Genomic DNA, 16300 nt, shown 5'->3' on the forward strand with positions numbered 1-16300 from the left:
ACGCGGGACGTCGCCTAGGACCGGGAGCTCGGGACCGTCCGACGCTAGCCGAGAACCCTGCGAGGTTGCTGAGCGATTCCTGAAAGGGTCACGGGCTCGTGGCGGTCGGTGTCGGCGCTCCCGTCGCGGCCGTGGCCGGGGTCGTGGGGGTCGCGGTCGGTGTCGCCGACCCCGCCGGAGCGGAGTTGTCCCCGTCCGGCTCGGCGGCACCGGAGCCGTCCGGCGTACCGGTTGCGTAGACCCCCGTCGCGTCGGAGAGTCGTACGAGTGCCGTCGCGGGCGGGTAGCCGTCGGCGATCTTGATGACGCCGACCCCGTCCTGGAGCGGCAATGCCGTCCACGACGTGCCGTCCGGGCTGTAGTCGATCTCGGTGGTGCCCGGCCGGCCCACCACGACGAGCCAGTGCGGGACGTCGCCGCCGACCATGTCGTGACCGGCGCGAGTCGGTGTGGCGAAGGACGACCAGGTCATGGCGGGTACGACGTCGCCGGTGCTGGTGCCGAAGTCCGGAGCACCGTCCCAGCCTTGGAGCCACTGGACGACGTCGGGCTGGGTCGAGTCGGTGAACATCACCCAGTCGGTCCCGTCGGGTGTCGTGCCGGTTGCGTAGACGTCGATCGGCCCACCGCCGCTGGTCGCCTCATAGGAGTGGTTGGCGGCGTCGAGGAACGTCTGGTCGACCGGGCCGTCGTGGCGGTCCGCCTGCCAGGTCTGCCACCACGGCGCGGCCGCGGTCGAGTCGCCGGCCAGCGGGGTCACGACGGCGGAGCTGCCGCCGCCGGTGTCGCCGGCGACGACCACGCCGATTCCCGCCACCGCGGCGACCGTGAGGACCGCGCCGCCGGCCGCCGTCGCCCGTCGTACGGTGCGTCGCCGCCGGCCTCGCTGCACCACGACGTGGTGCAGATCGGGGAACTCGCCGGCCTCGTCGGCGAGGTCGCGCAGGCCGGAGCGGAGCAGGTCGTCGACGTTCATGAATGTGTCCAATCGGTCGCGCCGAGCGTCGCGGCCTCGGCGGGGGCACGGAGATGGGTCAGCGCGCGCGAGATCTGGCTGCGGACCGTCGGCTCACTGCAGCCGAGGGTCTCGGCGATCTGGGCGTCGGTGTAGTCGGCGTAGTAGCGAAGGACCACGGCGGCGCGTTGCCTGGGCGGCAGGTCGCGCAGCATCCGGCGTACCGCGTCGGCGGTCGCGTTGGCTTCCGCGTGGTCCGGCGTGGTGGTGTCGGGGACGGCGGCGCGCGGCTCGGTCCGGCCTCGGTGGCGGCGCCACCGGGACACGTGCCGGTTGACCAGCATGCGGCGTACGTATGCCTCGGGCGAGTCGACACGCTCGATGCGCCGCCAGCTTGCGTAGGCCGACGCGAGGGTGTCCTGGAGCAGGTCCTCGGCCTCGTGGCGGTCGCGGCACAGCAACGTCGCGAACCGGGTCAGCTCGGGGCCGCGACCGACGACGAACTCGCGGAACGAGTCCTCACCCATGCCCGGCCCTTTCGTCGTCACAACCATGACAACGCACGCGGGACGCGAGACGCTGCACGCATGGCCCGGATTTCTCTGCCCGACGGCGACGGACTCGACGTCGTCAAGGCGCTGTCGCTGCGACCGGAGTTCGCGGCGGCGGTCGGCGCGATGAACGCTGCCACGTTTGCGAGCACGCTGGACTGGCGGTTGCACGAACTGGTCCGGATGCGGATCGCGATCATCAACGGCTGCACCGTCTGCCTGTCGTGGCGCTCGCCGGAAGCAATCGACGCGGGCCTGACCGAGGACGTGCTGACCGGCGTGGCGGGGTGGCGGGACGCCACCGACTACAGCGATGCCGAGCGGGTGGCGTTGGAGTACACCGAGGCGTTCTGCGGCGACTCGTTGTCGATCGGCGACGACCTGCTGGCGCGCCTCGAACAGCACTTCGACCCGGGTGAGATCGTCGAGCTGTCGCTGGTCATCGGCAAGTACCTGTCGCAGGGCAGGTTCATGCAGGTGCTCGGCCTGGACCAGACGTGTTCGCTTCCCGACTTCGCGGCTCCGGTCGCCTCATTGAATGGGACCTCGTGACCTACAAAGTCGTGCAGTGGAGCACCGGACACGTCGGCAAGCACGCGATCGCCGGCATCGACGCGCGTCCCGACGTCGAGCTGGTCGGGCTGTGGGTGTCCAACCCGGACAAGGTCGGCAAGGACGCCGGTGAGCTCGCCGGGCTCGGTCGCACGCTCGGTGTCGCGGCGACCAACGACGCCGAGGCGCTGCTCGCGTTGAAGCCGGACTGCATCGTGCACACCGCGTGGGCGGACGACCGGATCACCGATGCGCTCGCCGACCTCGCGCGCTTCCTGCGCGCCGGCATCAACGTGGTGTCGTCGAGTCCGGTGTTCCTGCAGTATCCGTACGGCGTTGCCGACGAGATGGCCGCGGACGTGATCGCGGCGGCGCACGAAGGCGGCGCGTCGATCTTCGTCAACGGCGTCGACCCAGGGTTCGGCAACGATGCGCTGCCGCTGTTGGTCACCGGAATCAGCGAGCGGATCGACGAGGTGCGCTGCATCGAGCTGCTCAACTACGCGACGTACGACCAGGCGGATGTGCTCGGTCCCCTGATGGGCTTCGGGATGTCGCTGGAGGAGACGCCATTCATCCTGCTGCCCGGCGTGCTGACGATGGCGTGGGGCAGCGTCGTCCATCAGCTCGCGAAGGCGCTCGACGTGACGTTGGACGCGGTCGAGGAGAGCTACACCCGCTTCCCGGCGCCGGAGGACTTCGACATCCCGACCGGGACCATCGCTGCGGGCACGCAGGCAGCGCTGCGCTTCGAGGTGCGCGGGATGGTGGGCGGGAAGCCTCGACTGGTGCTCGAGCACGTGACGCGGCTGCGTGACGACCTCGCGTCGGACTGGCCGCAGCCGGCTGGCCACGGCTGCTACCGGGTGATCGTCAGCGGGGAGCCGAACTACACCGTCGATTTGCAGCTGCTGGGCAGCGACGGCGACCACAACACGGCGGGCTTGAAGGCGACGGCGATGCGGCTGATCAACGCGCTGCCCCACGTCGTCGAAGCGGCACCCGGCCTGGTCACCGCCCTCGACCTGCCGCTCGTCGTGGGCAACGGCTTGGTGCAAACGGCGTGAGATGCCTGGATCGGGAATAAGTTTCCGGTTCCGGGACGCTTCGTGCCAAAGTAGTAAGACGACGTAAGTATCCGGGCGGTCGGGCGGGGAGGTTCACTTTTGACCTCAGAACGCGTCGACGTCACCGCATCGGAATCGTCGCCCGCCGATGACACGCTTTCGATCGTGCACTCCCCGGACCCGGTCGTCTCGGTGACCGAGGCGCAGCGGCTCGGCTGGTACCGCCGCCTGCAGACCCACCGCAAGACCTGGATGGCGATCCGCGGCTTCCGCGAGATCCTGCTGATCGCGGGCGTCTACTCCCTCTACGACGCAACGCGGTACCTGGTCGCCGGCAAGTCGAGCGAGGCGTTCGAGAACGGTCACTCGATCCTGCACTTCGAGAAGGTCGTGGGCCTCGCGCCCGAACACTGGCTCAACAAGGCGTTCTCGGCGCACATGGCGCTCGGTCTGCCCGCCGACTACATCTACGCGACGCTGCACTACATCGTGACGCCCGTCGTCCTCGTCTGGATGTGGCGGCGGCACGGCTCGGCGTACTCGCAGGCGCGCTCGGTGCTGATGGTCGCGACGATTCTGGGACTGGTCGGCTTCTCGCTGCTGCCGGTCGCGCCGCCGCGACTGTTGCCCGACTTCATCGACACGATGGCGAAGTTCTCCCACTACGGCTGGTGGAGCAACGCGGCGAGCGCGCCGCGCGGGCTCGGTGCGGACACCAACCAGTACGCCGCGCTGCCGTCCCTGCACGTCGGGTGGGCGCTGTGGTGCGGCTGGCAGCTCGTGCAGTACGGCAGGCATCGGGTGACCCAGGTGCTCGGCGCGCTCTACCCGATCGTGCTCTCGGTCGTGGTCATGGCGACCGCGAACCATTACCTGATCGACGTCCTGGCCGGCTTCGTCACGGTCGCCCTTGCGTTCGGAATCGTGCGGCTGCTCACCATGGCCGGTCTGGTACTGCCGCCGGGCGCGCAGGCGCCCGACGTACCCGCCGGCGTGGAGCCGTCGACCGCCTAGTCCAGACTCGAACGGTGCCCTCGACGTACGCCGGCATCGGCGTGAGCAACGGTGTCGCCGTCGGCCCGGTCGCGCGGGTGCACGGCCCGGTGCTGCCGCCGCGTGACGGCGCACCGGTCGACGTGCGAGCCGAGACCGATCGGGCGCGCGAGGCGTTCGACGCGGTGGGCGGTGAGCTCGAGGCGTTGGCGTCGCGGGCGGGAGCATCGGGCGCGGTGCTGGTGCGGCAGGCGCGGATCGCGCGTGACCCGTCGCTGACCGCGCTGGCGGCGCAGCTGGTCAGCACCGGGCGTGCCGCACCGCGCGCCGCGTGGGAGGCGTTCGCGGCGTACCGGGACATGCGCGCCTCCGACCCGATGCGCGCCGTCCCCGACCGCGCCGAGCTCGACGACATCCGCGACCGCGTCGTCGCCCGGCTGCTCGGCGAGCCGACGCCTGGCATACCGGACCCGGGTACGCCGTTCGTCCTCGTAGCGCGGGATTTGTCGCCCGCGGTCACCGCGGGCCTGGACCCGCAGCGGGTGCTCGGCATCGTCACCGAGCGTGGCGGTCCGACCAGCCACACGGCCGTGCTGGCGAAGTCACTTGGGATTCCCGCGATCGTCGCCTGCCCCGGCGTCGCGTCGTTGCGCAGCGGCCAGCGGGTGATGGTCGACGGGGCGAGCGGCGAAGTCACCGCCGACCCGGACTCCGACGCGGTCGGGGAGGCGGTGAAGGTTCCCGAGCCTGCGGAACTGGTCGCGGCCGGGCCGGGGCGGACCAAGGACGGCCGGCCGGTCCAGCTGCTCGCCGCGCTCGGCGGCGCGGCCGACATCGCCGACGCGATCGGGGCCGGGGCGGAAGGCGTCGGCGTATTCCGTACCGAGTTCGCGTTCCTCGACCGCGACGAGCCGCCGACGATCGCCGAGCAGGCCGCGGCGTACACCGAGGTGCTGGCGGCCTTTCCCGACCGCGAGGTCACCGTCCGCACGCTCGACATCGGGGCGGACAAGCCGGCGTCGTTCGTCCGCCTGGGCGACCAGCCGAACCCGGCGCTCGGCGTACGCGGACTGCGCGTCGCCAGGCGCCACCCGGAGCTGCTCGCCGACCAGCTCACCGCGATCGGGATCGCCTCGCGCGGCTCACCGGCGCGGGTGCGCGTGATGGCGCCGATGGTCGCGACCACCGCCGAGGCCGCCTGGTTCGCCGCGCAGTGCCGGGAACACGGCGTCGAAACCGCCGGCGTGATGGTGGAGGTGCCGGCGGCCGCGCTGCGGGCGACCGACCTGCTGCAGGTCGTCGACTTCGTGTCGGTCGGTAGCAACGACCTCGCGCAGTACACGTTCGCCACCGACCGTGCTGACGGTGAGCTCGCCGACCTGCTCGACCCGTGGCAGCCGGCCTTCCTCGACCTGGTCGCGACCGTGCTGCGGGCGGGCGCGGTCTTGGGGCGGCCGGTGACGGTCTGCGGCGAGGCGCCCAGCGACCCGCTGCTCGCGCTCGTGCTCGTCGGGTTGGGTGCGGGCGCGCTGTCGATGACCGCGCGGGCGCTCGCCGACGTACGTGCAACGTTGCTGCGCCACACATCGGAGGACTGTGTGCGCTACGCCGCCGCAGCGCTGTCAGCCGACGGGCCCTCTGAAGCCCGCGCCCGAGTCCGCGCCGCCCTCGACCACCCCTAGCCGTGCCTATGTGACATGTGTGCAGCTATAGCGACACGTATGTCACATACGAGCAGCTGACGCTCCACACCTCCTGACGCTGTCCACCGATCGGCTCATGCGTCACCGTGGCGCAGGGCGGAGCGGACAACTTGGGCCCATGACGCACTCACTGCAATCTTTCGCTGCCCGGCAGGACGGCATCGTCACCCGTGGCCAGGCCCTCGAGGAGCTGACGCTGGGCCAGCTCCGACATCGCCTGGCTCGCCGTTGGACGCCGGTGCTTCCCGGCGTCTACGCGACCTTCACTGGCCGCCTGTCGTTGCGGCAGCGCTGCCGGGCGGCGTTGCTGTACGCCGGCTCGTCGGCACAGCTCGCCGACGTGACGGCGCTTGCCGCACACGGCGTGCGGTTCCTGCCGACACAGTCGGCCATCCACCTCCTGATTCCGGCTACCGAGCATCGGATGAGCAAAGGATCTGTCGTCGTACGCCGTACCCACCGCCTCCCCGAACCGGTGTACCTCAACGGCCTTCCGTACTGCCCGACAGAGCGAGCGCTGGTCGAGGCGGCAGCCCGGATCGGAAGTCAACAGACGGCGAACGCGATCGTCGCGGACGCCGTCCAACGCCGTCTGGCTCGCGAGCAAGCGCTGCTTGACGAGCTGGCACACCTCGCTGGTCGGGGCGCCGGCATCGCTCGACGCGCCGTGATCGATGTCGTCAAGGGCGCCCGTTCAGCGCCCGAGATCGACTTCCTCGAGCTTTGCCGCCGCGACAAGGGGCTGCCCGAGCCGCTCATCAACCCGCTGCTCGAGCTGCCCGATGGACGTCGGGTCAGTCCCGATGCCCTCTTCCGGGACGCTCCCCTGGTCCACGAGACGAACGGTCGCGCCTTCCACAGCGGCGAGTATGCGTTCGAGTCGATGCAGGCCCGCCACGATGCGATGACTTCCGCCGGCCTCACCGTGCTTCACAACTCGCCGCGCCGACTGCGACGTGAAGGCGCCGCAGTGCTGAACGAGGTATTGGCCTGCTACCGACGACTCGAGGGCCAGCCGTTGCCGCCCGGCGTACGTCTTCTGCGCCGCGGCGCGGCCTGAATGCGATCCGCCCTATGTGACATCGGTGCCGCTATGGCGACACGTATGTCACATAGGGCGCTTCTTTGCGGCAGTCTTTTTGGCCGGCGTTGAACGGCGCTGCGCCGGGACCGGGGGCTCGAGCTCTTCGATCTCCTGCGGTGCCGGCATTCCCATCGACTCGGCGACCTCGAGACCTTCGCTGAGCGCGGGCTCGCCATCAGCCGATGCCGGTGCGTACGCCGCGCGGAGCTTGACCTCCTTGAGCATCAGCGCGCCGATGATGCCGAGCACGGCCACCGGCAGGCAGCCCAGGAACACCACCCGGAAGGCGTCGGTGAAACCGGTGTGGATCGGGTCGAGCAAGACCGGCGGCAGCTTCTTGAGGGCGGCCGGGTTGGCGGTCACCGAGGCGCCGTTGACGTGGGCGAGCCCTTGCTTGACGAGCGGGTTGTCCCGTACGGCGGCGGGCACCTTGGCGATCTGCGCCGGCAGGTCGTGGGCGAGCCGGGTGCTGAAGATCGTGCCGAAGACCGCCGTACCCACCGCGCCGCCGATCGAGCGGCCGAAGGCGGCGAGCGAGGTCGCGACGCCGAGCTCGGAGTACTCCACCGAGTTCTGCGCGACGAGCAGCAGCACCTGCATGGTCATGCCGAGCCCGGTGCCCATCACCGCCATGACGATCGTCGTCTGCCAGAACGGCGTCGACGCGGTCAAGTGGGAGAACATGTAGATCGCGATCGCCATCAGGATGGTGCCGCCGATCGGGAAGCGCCGGTACGTGCCGGTCGCCGTGATCCGCCGCCCGCTGACGATCGACATGATCAGGACGAACGCCATGATCGGCGCCATCTCCAGGCCGGAGACCGTCGGCGACGCGCCGTGGACCACCTGCAAGAACAGCGGCAGGAACGTCAGCGCACCGAACATCGAGAACCCGACCGTGCCGCCGGTGACGAAGGAGGTGCGGAACACCGAGTTGCGGAAAAGGTGCAGCGGGACGATCGGCTCGTCGGCGACCGACTCGATCCGCACGAAGACCGCGAACAGGATCAGCGACCCGACGCCGAGCCCGATGATCGTTGCGGACCCCCAGGCGTAGTTCACCCCGCCCCAGGTCAGCATCAGGATCAGCGCGGTCACCGCGAGCGAGAGCACCGCGGCGCCGGGGTAGTCGATCTTGTGGTCGACCTTCGTCATGTCGCCGTGCAGGAACGTCGCGACGGCGACGAGCGCGATCGCGCCGATGGGCAGGTTGATGTAGAAGACCCACCGCCAGGTCAGGTCGTCGGTGAAGAACCCACCGATCAGCGGTCCGGCCACGCTCGCGACCGCGAACGCCGAGCCGATCAGGCCGGTGTAACGACCGCGTTCCGCGGGCGGTACGACGTCGCCGATGATCGCCTGCGCACCCACGATCAGACCGCCGGCGCCGAGACCCTGGATGGCCCGGAAGGCGATGAGCATGTCGAGGTTCTGCGCCGCCCCCGACAGCGCCGAGCCGATCAGGAAGATGACGATCGCGGCCTGGAAGAAGCCCTTGCGCCCGTACAGGTCACCGAGCTTGCCCCACAACGGGACGGTCACCGTCGAGGCGAGGATGTAGGACGTCACCACCCACGACAGGTGGTTGAGGCCGCCGAGGTCGCCGACGATGGTCGGCAACGCCGTCGCCACGACGGTCTGGTCGAGCGCCGCCAGGAACATCCCGAGGATGAGCCCGACGAAGACCAGACGGATCTGGCGCTGGGTGAGAGACGGTGGCATCTAGTGCCCCACTTCGCTTTCTTCTAGTTCTTCGGCGATGAGGTGAAGGCCGCGTACGACGGCGCGCTGCTCGGCCGGTCGCATCCGGTCGAGCGCGCGCTGCACGGGCCGCAGGCGGGTGTCGAGGATCGTCTCCGCGAGCGCGCGGTGTGACTCCGCGATCCTGATGAGGGTGCGCCGGCGATCGGTCGGGTCCTCGTACCGCTCGACCAGCCCGCCGTTGTCCAGGTCGGTGACGACCTGACTGGCGGTGGCCAACGAGATCTCGAGCTGAGCGGCCAGCGCGCTGACGCTCATGCCCTCGTTGCTGACGATCTGCATCAGGGCGGCAACGTGCCGGGGAGCCGGCGGTGCGTCACGCCACGCCGTCTCCTTGCTCGGGTCGGGTGGCTTGATCTGGGTGCGCTCCAGGCGCTTCATCACGTTGCGTAACGCCGAGACCAGGTCGGCCGCTGTTGCTGACAGCGGGGGAGTCGTAGTCGGCGGCGTGCTCACGAGAACAGGTTAATCCGATTACTTCGTACAACAAAACCATTAGGCTGTGCGAAACATCACACGGCCGCCCTCACGGGGCGGCGCCAGACCGCGCGTCACGACGGGCCGATCGCCCGTCGCGGCTTAGATTGGGAGTTCGTCGACTCCCTTCCCCCGGCCGGAGCCCTCATCGCATGCATCGTCGTTCGCGGATCGTCGCCCTGCTGACTCTGTTGCTCGCCGTCGGGCAGATCGGGGCGGCGCAGCTCAGCGCAGCCCAGTCTCCTGACTTCTGCACGCTGTTCTGCCCGACGCCGACGCCGACGCCGACGACCACGCACGTGGCCACCAGCACGCCGACACCGACACCGACCACGAGTGTCACTCCCACGCCGACGCTGACCACGACGCCGACGGTCAGTCCCACCGGTACGCCGACGACGACCCCGACCGGGACGCCGACGCCGACGATCACCCCGACGACCATCAACGGACCGGACGTCGCCTCCTACCAGCACCCGGCGACCGCGGCGTACCCCAGCGGCAAGCCGATCGACTGGAACGCCGTCGCGGGGTCTGGCATGTCCTTCGCGATCATCAAGGCCACCGAGTCCAACAACTACACGAACCCGTACTTCGCCGACGACTACGCCGACTCGTTGGCCGCGGGCCTCGTCCACGGCGCCTACCACTTCGCGCGCCCCGCCTATCCGATCAGCTCGACCGCGATGGCGCAGGCGAAGTACTTCGTGAACCAGATCGGTGCGGTCGACACCCCCGACACGCTCCCGCCCGTCCTCGACCTCGAGGTCACCGGCGGGCTGTCCCGCGCCGACCTGGTCACGTGGGCGCAGATCTTCCTGTACCGGGTGCGCACGCTGACCGGCCGTACACCGATGCTCTACACCTACCCGTCCTTCTGGACCGACGTCCTCGACGACCCGACGGCGTTCGCCCGGTTCCCGCTGTGGATGGCCTCCTACGGGTCGTCGGCTCCCCTGGCGGACCTGTGGCAGTACACCGACTCGGCGACGATCAACGGCATCAGCGGGAAGGTCGACGAGTCCGAGTACCTCGGGACGGGCGGCTCGCAGCTGCCGTGGACGACGCTGTCCGACGGCACCGCCACGGTGCCGTGGCCGACCGCGGTGCCGAGGGCTCCTCACGCCGTGACGGCGGTCGCCGGGCCGGCGAGCGCGAAGGTGTCCTGGGTTCCCGGCAACGACGGCAACGCGCGTACGACGTCCTACGTGGTGACCTCCGTGCCCGGTGGCCTGACCGCGAAGGTGAGCGGGGCCGCGACGTCGGCGACGGTGACCGGGCTCGACCCGACGACGGCGTACACCTTCACCGTCACCGCGGTCAGCGCCGCCGGGTCCAGCACGCCGTCGGCGCCGAGCGCCTCGATCACGCCGGTCGTCCCGACCCAGATCGCGCCCGTGCAGCCGGCGTCGATCAACTACGGCCAGCCGCTGTCGATCTCCGCCGTACTGTCCCGGACCGACACCACGCCGGCGACGCCGCTCAGCGGCCAGTCGGTGACGGTGCTGCGCAAGGCGCCGCGGGCGAAGACCTGGCACACCTTCGCGACGACGACGACCGCCTCCGACGGCAGCGTCAACGTGACGCTGCACCCGCCGAGCGCGGTCGAGGTCGAGTTCGTCTTCAAGGGTGCATCGGGGTACGACGCGGCGAGCGCCACCTCGACCACTCTGGTCCACGCCGTGGTGACCGCCACGCTGGCGAGGTCGAAGGTCAAGCACGGCGGGACGGTCGCGCTCACCGGGACCGTCGCGCCGGTGTTCGACGGCGAGCAGGTCATGCTCGAGCAGAAGGTCAACGGGAAGTGGCAGACCGGTCCGATCAAGACTGTCAACGCCCAAGGCGGTTTCAGCTACCGGGTCAAGGCGCGCAAGAAGGGTGTCGCGCAGAGCTACCAGGTGCTCGCCTCACCCGGCCACGGGTTGACCGCCGGAACCTCCGCGCCCGTGACGCTGACCGTCACCTGACGACGCCTCCTCAGCCAAGCTGTCCGTGCCTGCGGCGTACCTGACGGCCGCAGACACGGACAGGTCCGCATTGCAGAATGTGGGCACCCACGCACCCGCTCCGGAGGCTTCGTTGCGCAGCACGATGCAGGACTTTCCGCTCACCATCGGCTCGATCCTGCGCTTCGGCCGGGACGTCTTCGGCGACAGCGAGGTCGTGACCCTCGTCGAGGACGGCAAGCGCCGGCGTCGCTCGTACGCCGAAACGGCCAGTCGTGCGGCGCGCCTGGCCAACGGGCTGCGGGAGCTGGGGATCACCGGCGACCAGCGGGTCGCGACGTTCATGTGGAACAACGCCGAGCACCTCGAGACCTACCTCGCCGTGCCGTCGATGGGTGCGGTGCTGCACACGCTGAACATTCGGCTGTTCCCGGAGCAGATCGTCTACATCGCCAACCACGCCGAGGACAACGTCGTCATCGTCGACGACTCGCTGGTCCCGATCTTCGCCAAGGTGCTTCCCGAGCTCTCGACGGTGCACACCGTGCTGGTCAACGGAACCGGCGACCGCTCCGCGCTCGACGGCGCGGGCAAGCAGATCCTGTCTTACGACGAGGTGCTGGCGTCGGCGGCGGCGAGCTTCGACTGGCCCGAAGACGTCGACGAACGGTCGGCGGCGGCGATGTGTTACACGAGCGGTACGACCGGCAACCCGAAAGGTGTCGTCTACTCGCACCGTTCCTGCTGGCTGCACTCGATGTCGATCTGCACCGGCAACAACAACAATCTTTCCGCCGACGACCGGGCGCTGCCCATCGTCCCGATGTTCCACGCCAACGCGTGGGGTCTGCCGTACGGCGCCTTCATGTCGGGGGCGGACCTGCTGATGCCGGATCGCTACCTGCAGGCCGACCCGGTGATCGGGTTCATCCAGGCCGAGCAGGCCACGGTCTCCGCCGCGGTCCCGACGATCTGGAACGACATCCTCCAGTCGCTGCGGGCCAACCCACGACCCGACGCGCTGTCCTCGCTGCGGGCGGTGCTGTGTGGTGGGTCGGCCGTACCGCGGGCGTTGATCTCGGCGTTCGACTCCGAGTTCGGCGTCACGATCATCCAGGGTTGGGGGATGACCGAGACCTCACCTGTCGCCTCGGTGGCGAAGCCACCCGCCGGCGTGACCGGAGAGGCGGCGTGGGACTTCCAGGCCAAGGCCGGGCGGGTGCAGTTCGGGGTCGAGGCGCGCATCGTCGACGACGAGGGCAACGTCTTGCAGCAGGACGGCAAGGACGTCGGCGAGGTGGAGCTGCGCGGCCCGTGGGTGACCGCGGCGTACTACAAGGACGACGACCCCGCGAAGTTCCACGACGGCTGGCTGCGCACCGGCGACGTCGGCGCGATCGACCCGATGGGCTACATCACGATCAGCGATCGCTCGAAGGACGTCATCAAGTCCGGTGGCGAGTGGATCTCCTCGGTGGAGCTCGAGGGCGAGATCATGGCCCACCCCGCGGTGCTCGAGGCGTGCGTGGTGGGGGTGCCCGACGACAAGTGGCAGGAGCGTCCGCTGGCCTGCGTCGTCCTCCAGTCGGGGGCGAGCGCGACTGCGGAGGAGCTGAGGTCGTTCCTCGCTGACCGGGTCGTCAAGTGGTGGCTTCCGGAGCGCTGGACGGTGATCGACGCCGTACCCAAGACCTCGGTCGGCAAGTTCGACAAGAAGGTGCTGCGCAAGCAGTACGCCGACGGCGAGCTCGAGGTCGTCACCCTCTAGATCTCGCGCGCGGCAGGTTTCGCGCGACTTGTCGGTGTCTGGCTCGTTTGTCTCCTTGAGATGTTTTGGCGACCCAGAGATCTCGGCCTGCGTAGCCATGTCGCGGTCGGCATCGCCGTGTGCGCACTCGTCGTCGTCGACTCAGTCGTCGCCGGCACGAGAGGAGCCGGCCCGACTGTGGACCCGGCCGGGGCCCACCCGCCCGTCGGCGCCGTGGCCGGCGCTCGACTGGTTGCGCAGGCGGTCACCAGCGGACACGGCAGCATCTGGACGCTGAACTGCCGAGTGCCCCGTCACGGACGGTGCGTCGTCACCAAGGTCGATCCGCGCACCGAGGTTGCCGGGCCCGCCGTCAAGGTGCCGCGTCCCGCGTCGCGGCTGTTCTACGGCGCTGGGCACGTGTGGGTCGCCGGTGGGCGACGGATCACCGCCGTGGCGCCGGCGACGGGCGCGGTCGCTACTGCGAGATTGCCCGGCGGACCCGTCGACTCGATGGCGTTTCACGGCGACCGGGCTTACGCCGCCGTCAACGGCCACGACCAGGTCGCCGAGATCACGCCGGGCGGAGTGCTGAAGATCCGGCTGATCGAGGAGCGAGGCGGACCGCGCGCGGTGGTCGGGCTCCGCGACGCCATCGAGGTCACCAACGGGGTGATGAACCTCGTCCCGATCATCTTCCCGGGAGCCGACACGACCTTCCTCGCCGCGCTCCAGCTCGGACGTCCGGTGATCGGGGCGGCAGGGCCGCAGGCGGCGTGGGTGCGTCGCGGCACTCACCTCGTCCGCGAAACATTGGGATCCGACAACCGGCCGGCGCGCAGGTACGTCGCAACGCCCGGCCCGCCCATGCGGGTCGTGATGGCGGGGGACGGTGGTTGCTACGTGTCGCTGCCGCCGATGCCTCGGCGGCGGGAGAACCTGGCGTACTTCTCGCGCAAGGCGCTCGAGGCTCGCCACCCCTCGCCGACGGATGTCCACGTCGGCCGGCGCGTCCTCGACTTCGCCCTCGACCCGGCCGGCGGTGTCGTCTTCATCGACCGCCGCGGCGCCCTTCAGCGCTGGGTCCCGGCAACCTGAGCGGCCCGGGGGCGGCTCGGCTAATCTGGCTGCTCGCGGCGGCGACGTCGCGAGGAGGCTTCGCCTAGTCCGGTCTATGGCGCCGCACTGCTAATGCGGTTTGGGTTTATCGCCCATCCCGGGTTCAAATCCCGGAGCCTCCGCCAAGCCGGCCAAGTGTGACGACGTTGGAACGCGCTGGGGACAGTCGCTGGTGTGGTCGTACCAATGGTCGTACCATGGGTCTATGGGTGTGGTGAAGCGATCGGTGTCGTTCGACGCAGACGTTTGGGATGCGTTGACTTCCGAAGCCGGCGGCGGAGCGGTCTCGCCGCTCATCAACGATGCGCTCGTGCACTACCTACGTCGCCGACGCGGACTGGTCGCGATGGAGGCGTACGAAGCGGAGTTCGGTGCCTTCACGGAGGCGGAGCTTGCCGAAGCCGATCGAGTTCTCGATTTCGCAGGCGTCGCGGACCTCACTGTCACGACAGCCGGCAGCAGCAAAGGTCGGCGATCCTCGACTCCGCGCGCTTCCCGGTCGCGGGCGCGGGCATAGCGCGAATGGCGGGCCTGACCTACGACGCGGGAGCCTTGCTCGCCGCGGAAGCGAATGACCGTCGAATCTGGGCGATTCATCGCCGCGCGCTCGAACGTTCGCATCTCCCTACTGTCCCGGTAGCCGCTTTGGCACAGGCCTGGCGCGGCGGCCCGCAGCCGTTGTTGTCGCGGCTCCTCGACTCGACTGTCGTCGATGACTTCAACGAGCCCATTGCGCGATCATCGGGCGCGCTGCTCGACCGTGCAGGCGGCGGCGATGTCGTCGACGCCAGCGTCGTGATCGGTGCGCTGCATCGCGGCGATGCTGTCGTGACGAGCGACCGCGACGACCTCACGGTGCTCGCGGCGGCGGCTGGAAGGAAGCTCGACATCATCACGGTCTGACGGCGTGATCCAGAAGGCTCGTGATCTGCGTCCTCTTCTTTATCGATCCACCGGAGAAACACACCCAACCCGCATTTTCAGTTGCAGTCCGAGTTGCGGTTTGCGCAGCTGCGCGTCAGTGTGGTTGGGCGTCCACAAGCGTCAACAACACGATCGCGCTGCATCGACTCGCGACCTACACCGACGTCGATGGTTGCCCGTCTCGAGGTGTTCGACGCGGCGCTGACGCTGCCGCCGGAGGAGCGCGCTGCATTAGCCCACCGACTGCTCACCAGCCTCGATGAGCTGGCCGACGATCCCGCTGTCGTCGCGTCGGAGTGGGCAGTCGAGGTCGCGCGGCGTATTAGTCGCATTGAGACCGGCGCCACCGAAGGTATGTCCGTGGACGAGGTGCGCGAGCAGCTCGACCGGTGACGCTGCGGGTGCGCTTCGATCTTGCAGCTTTCGATGAGGCGCGAGCGGCCCGTAACTGGTACACGACGCGAGTCCTGGGCTCGGCGGACTTCGTTGCTGAGATGTGGTGGACGATCGAGCAGGTCCGTTGGTGGCCTGATCTCGCTCCTCGACTCGAGCTCGAAGGAGTGTCCGCAGAGGTACGACGGGCGCCGTTGCGACGCTTTCCGTTCGGCGTGATCGATCTCGTCCTCGACGACACCGTTTGGGTTGTCGCGCTCGCGCACGCCCGGCGTCGCCCTGGGTACTGACTGGCTCGCCGAGCCCTACGTTCTTGGTCCTTCGGACCCCCTTGAAAGACCATTTTCGTTGGGCTCGGCGATTTATCGCGTGCTGCGCCCCGATTGGAAGCGCCCGCAGGAGGTAGGTACCTCTCGGGGGCGCGGAGGGCGCAGCTCGTCGACTCGAACGGCCCCGCCATCGCGGCCGCCGCGGGTGCGGCGGGAGCCGAGGTCGTCGTGCGGCGTCAGGTCGGCGACGACGAACGGGCCTTCCGTGACGCCCTCGACGACCTGCCCGACGTCGACCTGGTCGTGACCACCGGCGGGGTGAGCATGGGCGCGTACGACGTGGTCAAGGCAACGCTGGCACACCGCGGGATCGCGTTCGAGGCGGTCGCGATGCAGCCCGGGAAACCACAAGCCTGGGGCAGGCTCGACGGCGCGCGGCCCTTTCTCGGCCTGCCGGGCAACCCGGTGTCGGCCCTCGTCTCGTTCGAGCTGTTCGGCCGCGCTGCGCTCGACGCCGAGCGAAGCATGTTCACCGCGACGTTGGTCGAGGACGGGCCGAAAGGCGCTCCCGGGCGACGCCGCTACCTGCGGGGTGTCGTCGCCGACGGTCGGGTCCGCCTGCTCGGCGGCACGCAATCCCACCTCGTGGTGGGGATGGCGCGGGCCAACTGCCTTGTCATCGTGCCGGAGGCCGACGAGCAGCTTCGAGCTGGTCAGCAGGCGTCGGTGATCCTGCTCGACAGCTGACTCGGTGCCGCC

The 16300-nt window shown here is 69.5% G+C and carries 16 protein-coding genes and 1 tRNA gene; 13 read left to right on the forward strand and 4 right to left on the reverse strand.

Annotation, left to right across the window (positions count from 1 at the left end; all coding sequences use genetic code 11):
• Nucleotides 1–88: 88 nt before the first annotated feature.
• Together VG899_07515 and VG899_07520 are read right to left on the reverse strand one after the other, a co-directional pair.
• On the reverse strand, nucleotides 89–976 hold the full coding sequence (locus VG899_07515) for a hypothetical protein (protein HWA66201.1): 888 nt from the start codon (nucleotides 974–976) through the stop codon (nucleotides 89–91).
• On the reverse strand, nucleotides 973–1482 hold the full coding sequence (locus VG899_07520; GenBank protein HWA66202.1) for a SigE family RNA polymerase sigma factor: 510 nt from the start codon (nucleotides 1480–1482) through the stop codon (nucleotides 973–975). Before VG899_07520 ends, VG899_07515 begins: the two co-directional genes overlap by 4 nt.
• Before the next feature lie 60 nt (nucleotides 1483–1542).
• On the opposite strand from VG899_07520, the gene VG899_07525 reads away from it, so the two are divergent.
• The 5 genes from VG899_07525 (at nucleotide 1543) to VG899_07545 (ending at nucleotide 6881) form a co-directional block, all read left to right on the forward strand.
• On the forward strand, nucleotides 1543–2058 hold the full coding sequence (locus tag VG899_07525) for a carboxymuconolactone decarboxylase family protein (protein ID HWA66203.1): 516 nt from the start codon (nucleotides 1543–1545) through the stop codon (nucleotides 2056–2058).
• Complete coding sequence (locus VG899_07530; protein ID HWA66204.1) at nucleotides 2055–3125, forward strand: diacylglycerol kinase; 1071 nt, start codon at nucleotides 2055–2057, stop codon at nucleotides 3123–3125. The genes VG899_07525 and VG899_07530 overlap by 4 nt, the downstream gene beginning before the upstream one ends.
• Before the next feature lie 165 nt (nucleotides 3126–3290).
• Nucleotides 3291–4139 (forward strand): phosphatase PAP2 family protein, encoded by an 849-nt coding sequence (locus VG899_07535; GenBank protein ID HWA66205.1) that lies wholly within the window; start codon nucleotides 3291–3293, stop codon nucleotides 4137–4139.
• A 14-nt stretch (nucleotides 4140–4153) separates the two neighbouring features.
• Complete coding sequence (locus tag VG899_07540) at nucleotides 4154–5800, forward strand: putative PEP-binding protein (protein HWA66206.1); 1647 nt, start codon at nucleotides 4154–4156, stop codon at nucleotides 5798–5800.
• A gap of 139 nt (nucleotides 5801–5939) precedes the next feature.
• Nucleotides 5940–6881, forward strand: a complete 942-nt coding sequence (locus VG899_07545; protein HWA66207.1) for a hypothetical protein — start codon at nucleotides 5940–5942, stop codon at nucleotides 6879–6881.
• Nucleotides 6882–6929: 48 nt separating this feature from the next.
• Here VG899_07545 and VG899_07550 read toward each other — a convergent pair whose 3' ends face one another.
• Together VG899_07550 and VG899_07555 are read right to left on the reverse strand one after the other, a co-directional pair.
• Nucleotides 6930–8627 (reverse strand): MDR family MFS transporter, encoded by a 1698-nt coding sequence (locus VG899_07550; GenBank protein ID HWA66208.1) that lies wholly within the window; start codon nucleotides 8625–8627, stop codon nucleotides 6930–6932.
• On the reverse strand, nucleotides 8628–9122 hold the full coding sequence (locus tag VG899_07555) for a MarR family transcriptional regulator (GenBank protein ID HWA66209.1): 495 nt from the start codon (nucleotides 9120–9122) through the stop codon (nucleotides 8628–8630). It lies immediately after the preceding gene.
• 173 nt (nucleotides 9123–9295) lie between these two features.
• Here VG899_07555 and VG899_07560 point away from each other — a divergent pair, with 173 nt between their 5' ends.
• From VG899_07560 to VG899_07595, 8 genes are all read left to right on the forward strand, one after another.
• Nucleotides 9296–11110, forward strand: a complete 1815-nt coding sequence (locus VG899_07560; protein HWA66210.1) for a GH25 family lysozyme — start codon at nucleotides 9296–9298, stop codon at nucleotides 11108–11110.
• A 112-nt stretch (nucleotides 11111–11222) separates the two neighbouring features.
• Complete coding sequence (locus VG899_07565) at nucleotides 11223–12857, forward strand: long-chain fatty acid--CoA ligase (GenBank protein ID HWA66211.1); 1635 nt, start codon at nucleotides 11223–11225, stop codon at nucleotides 12855–12857.
• 60 nt (nucleotides 12858–12917) lie between these two features.
• Nucleotides 12918–13934, forward strand: coding sequence for a hypothetical protein (locus tag VG899_07570; protein ID HWA66212.1), 1017 nt, complete (start codon nucleotides 12918–12920; stop codon nucleotides 13932–13934).
• Nucleotides 13935–13987: 53 nt separating this feature from the next.
• Nucleotides 13988–14080, forward strand: a tRNA-Ser gene (locus VG899_07575).
• A gap of 80 nt (nucleotides 14081–14160) precedes the next feature.
• On the forward strand, nucleotides 14161–14472 hold the full coding sequence (locus VG899_07580) for a hypothetical protein (GenBank protein ID HWA66213.1): 312 nt from the start codon (nucleotides 14161–14163) through the stop codon (nucleotides 14470–14472).
• A gap of 5 nt (nucleotides 14473–14477) precedes the next feature.
• Nucleotides 14478–14858, forward strand: coding sequence for a hypothetical protein (locus tag VG899_07585; GenBank protein HWA66214.1), 381 nt, complete (start codon nucleotides 14478–14480; stop codon nucleotides 14856–14858).
• Between the two features lie 189 nt (nucleotides 14859–15047).
• Nucleotides 15048–15272 (forward strand): addiction module protein, encoded by a 225-nt coding sequence (locus VG899_07590; GenBank protein HWA66215.1) that lies wholly within the window; start codon nucleotides 15048–15050, stop codon nucleotides 15270–15272.
• 383 nt (nucleotides 15273–15655) lie between these two features.
• A complete protein-coding gene (locus tag VG899_07595; GenBank protein HWA66216.1) occupies nucleotides 15656–16288 on the forward strand; it encodes a molybdopterin-binding protein in 633 nt (210 codons plus the stop codon).
• Nucleotides 16289–16300: the final 12 nt, after the last annotated feature.

The sequence above is a fragment of the Mycobacteriales bacterium genome, assembly GCA_035550055.1.
Lineage (GTDB): Bacteria > Actinomycetota > Actinomycetes > JAFAQI01 > JAFAQI01 > DASZTV01.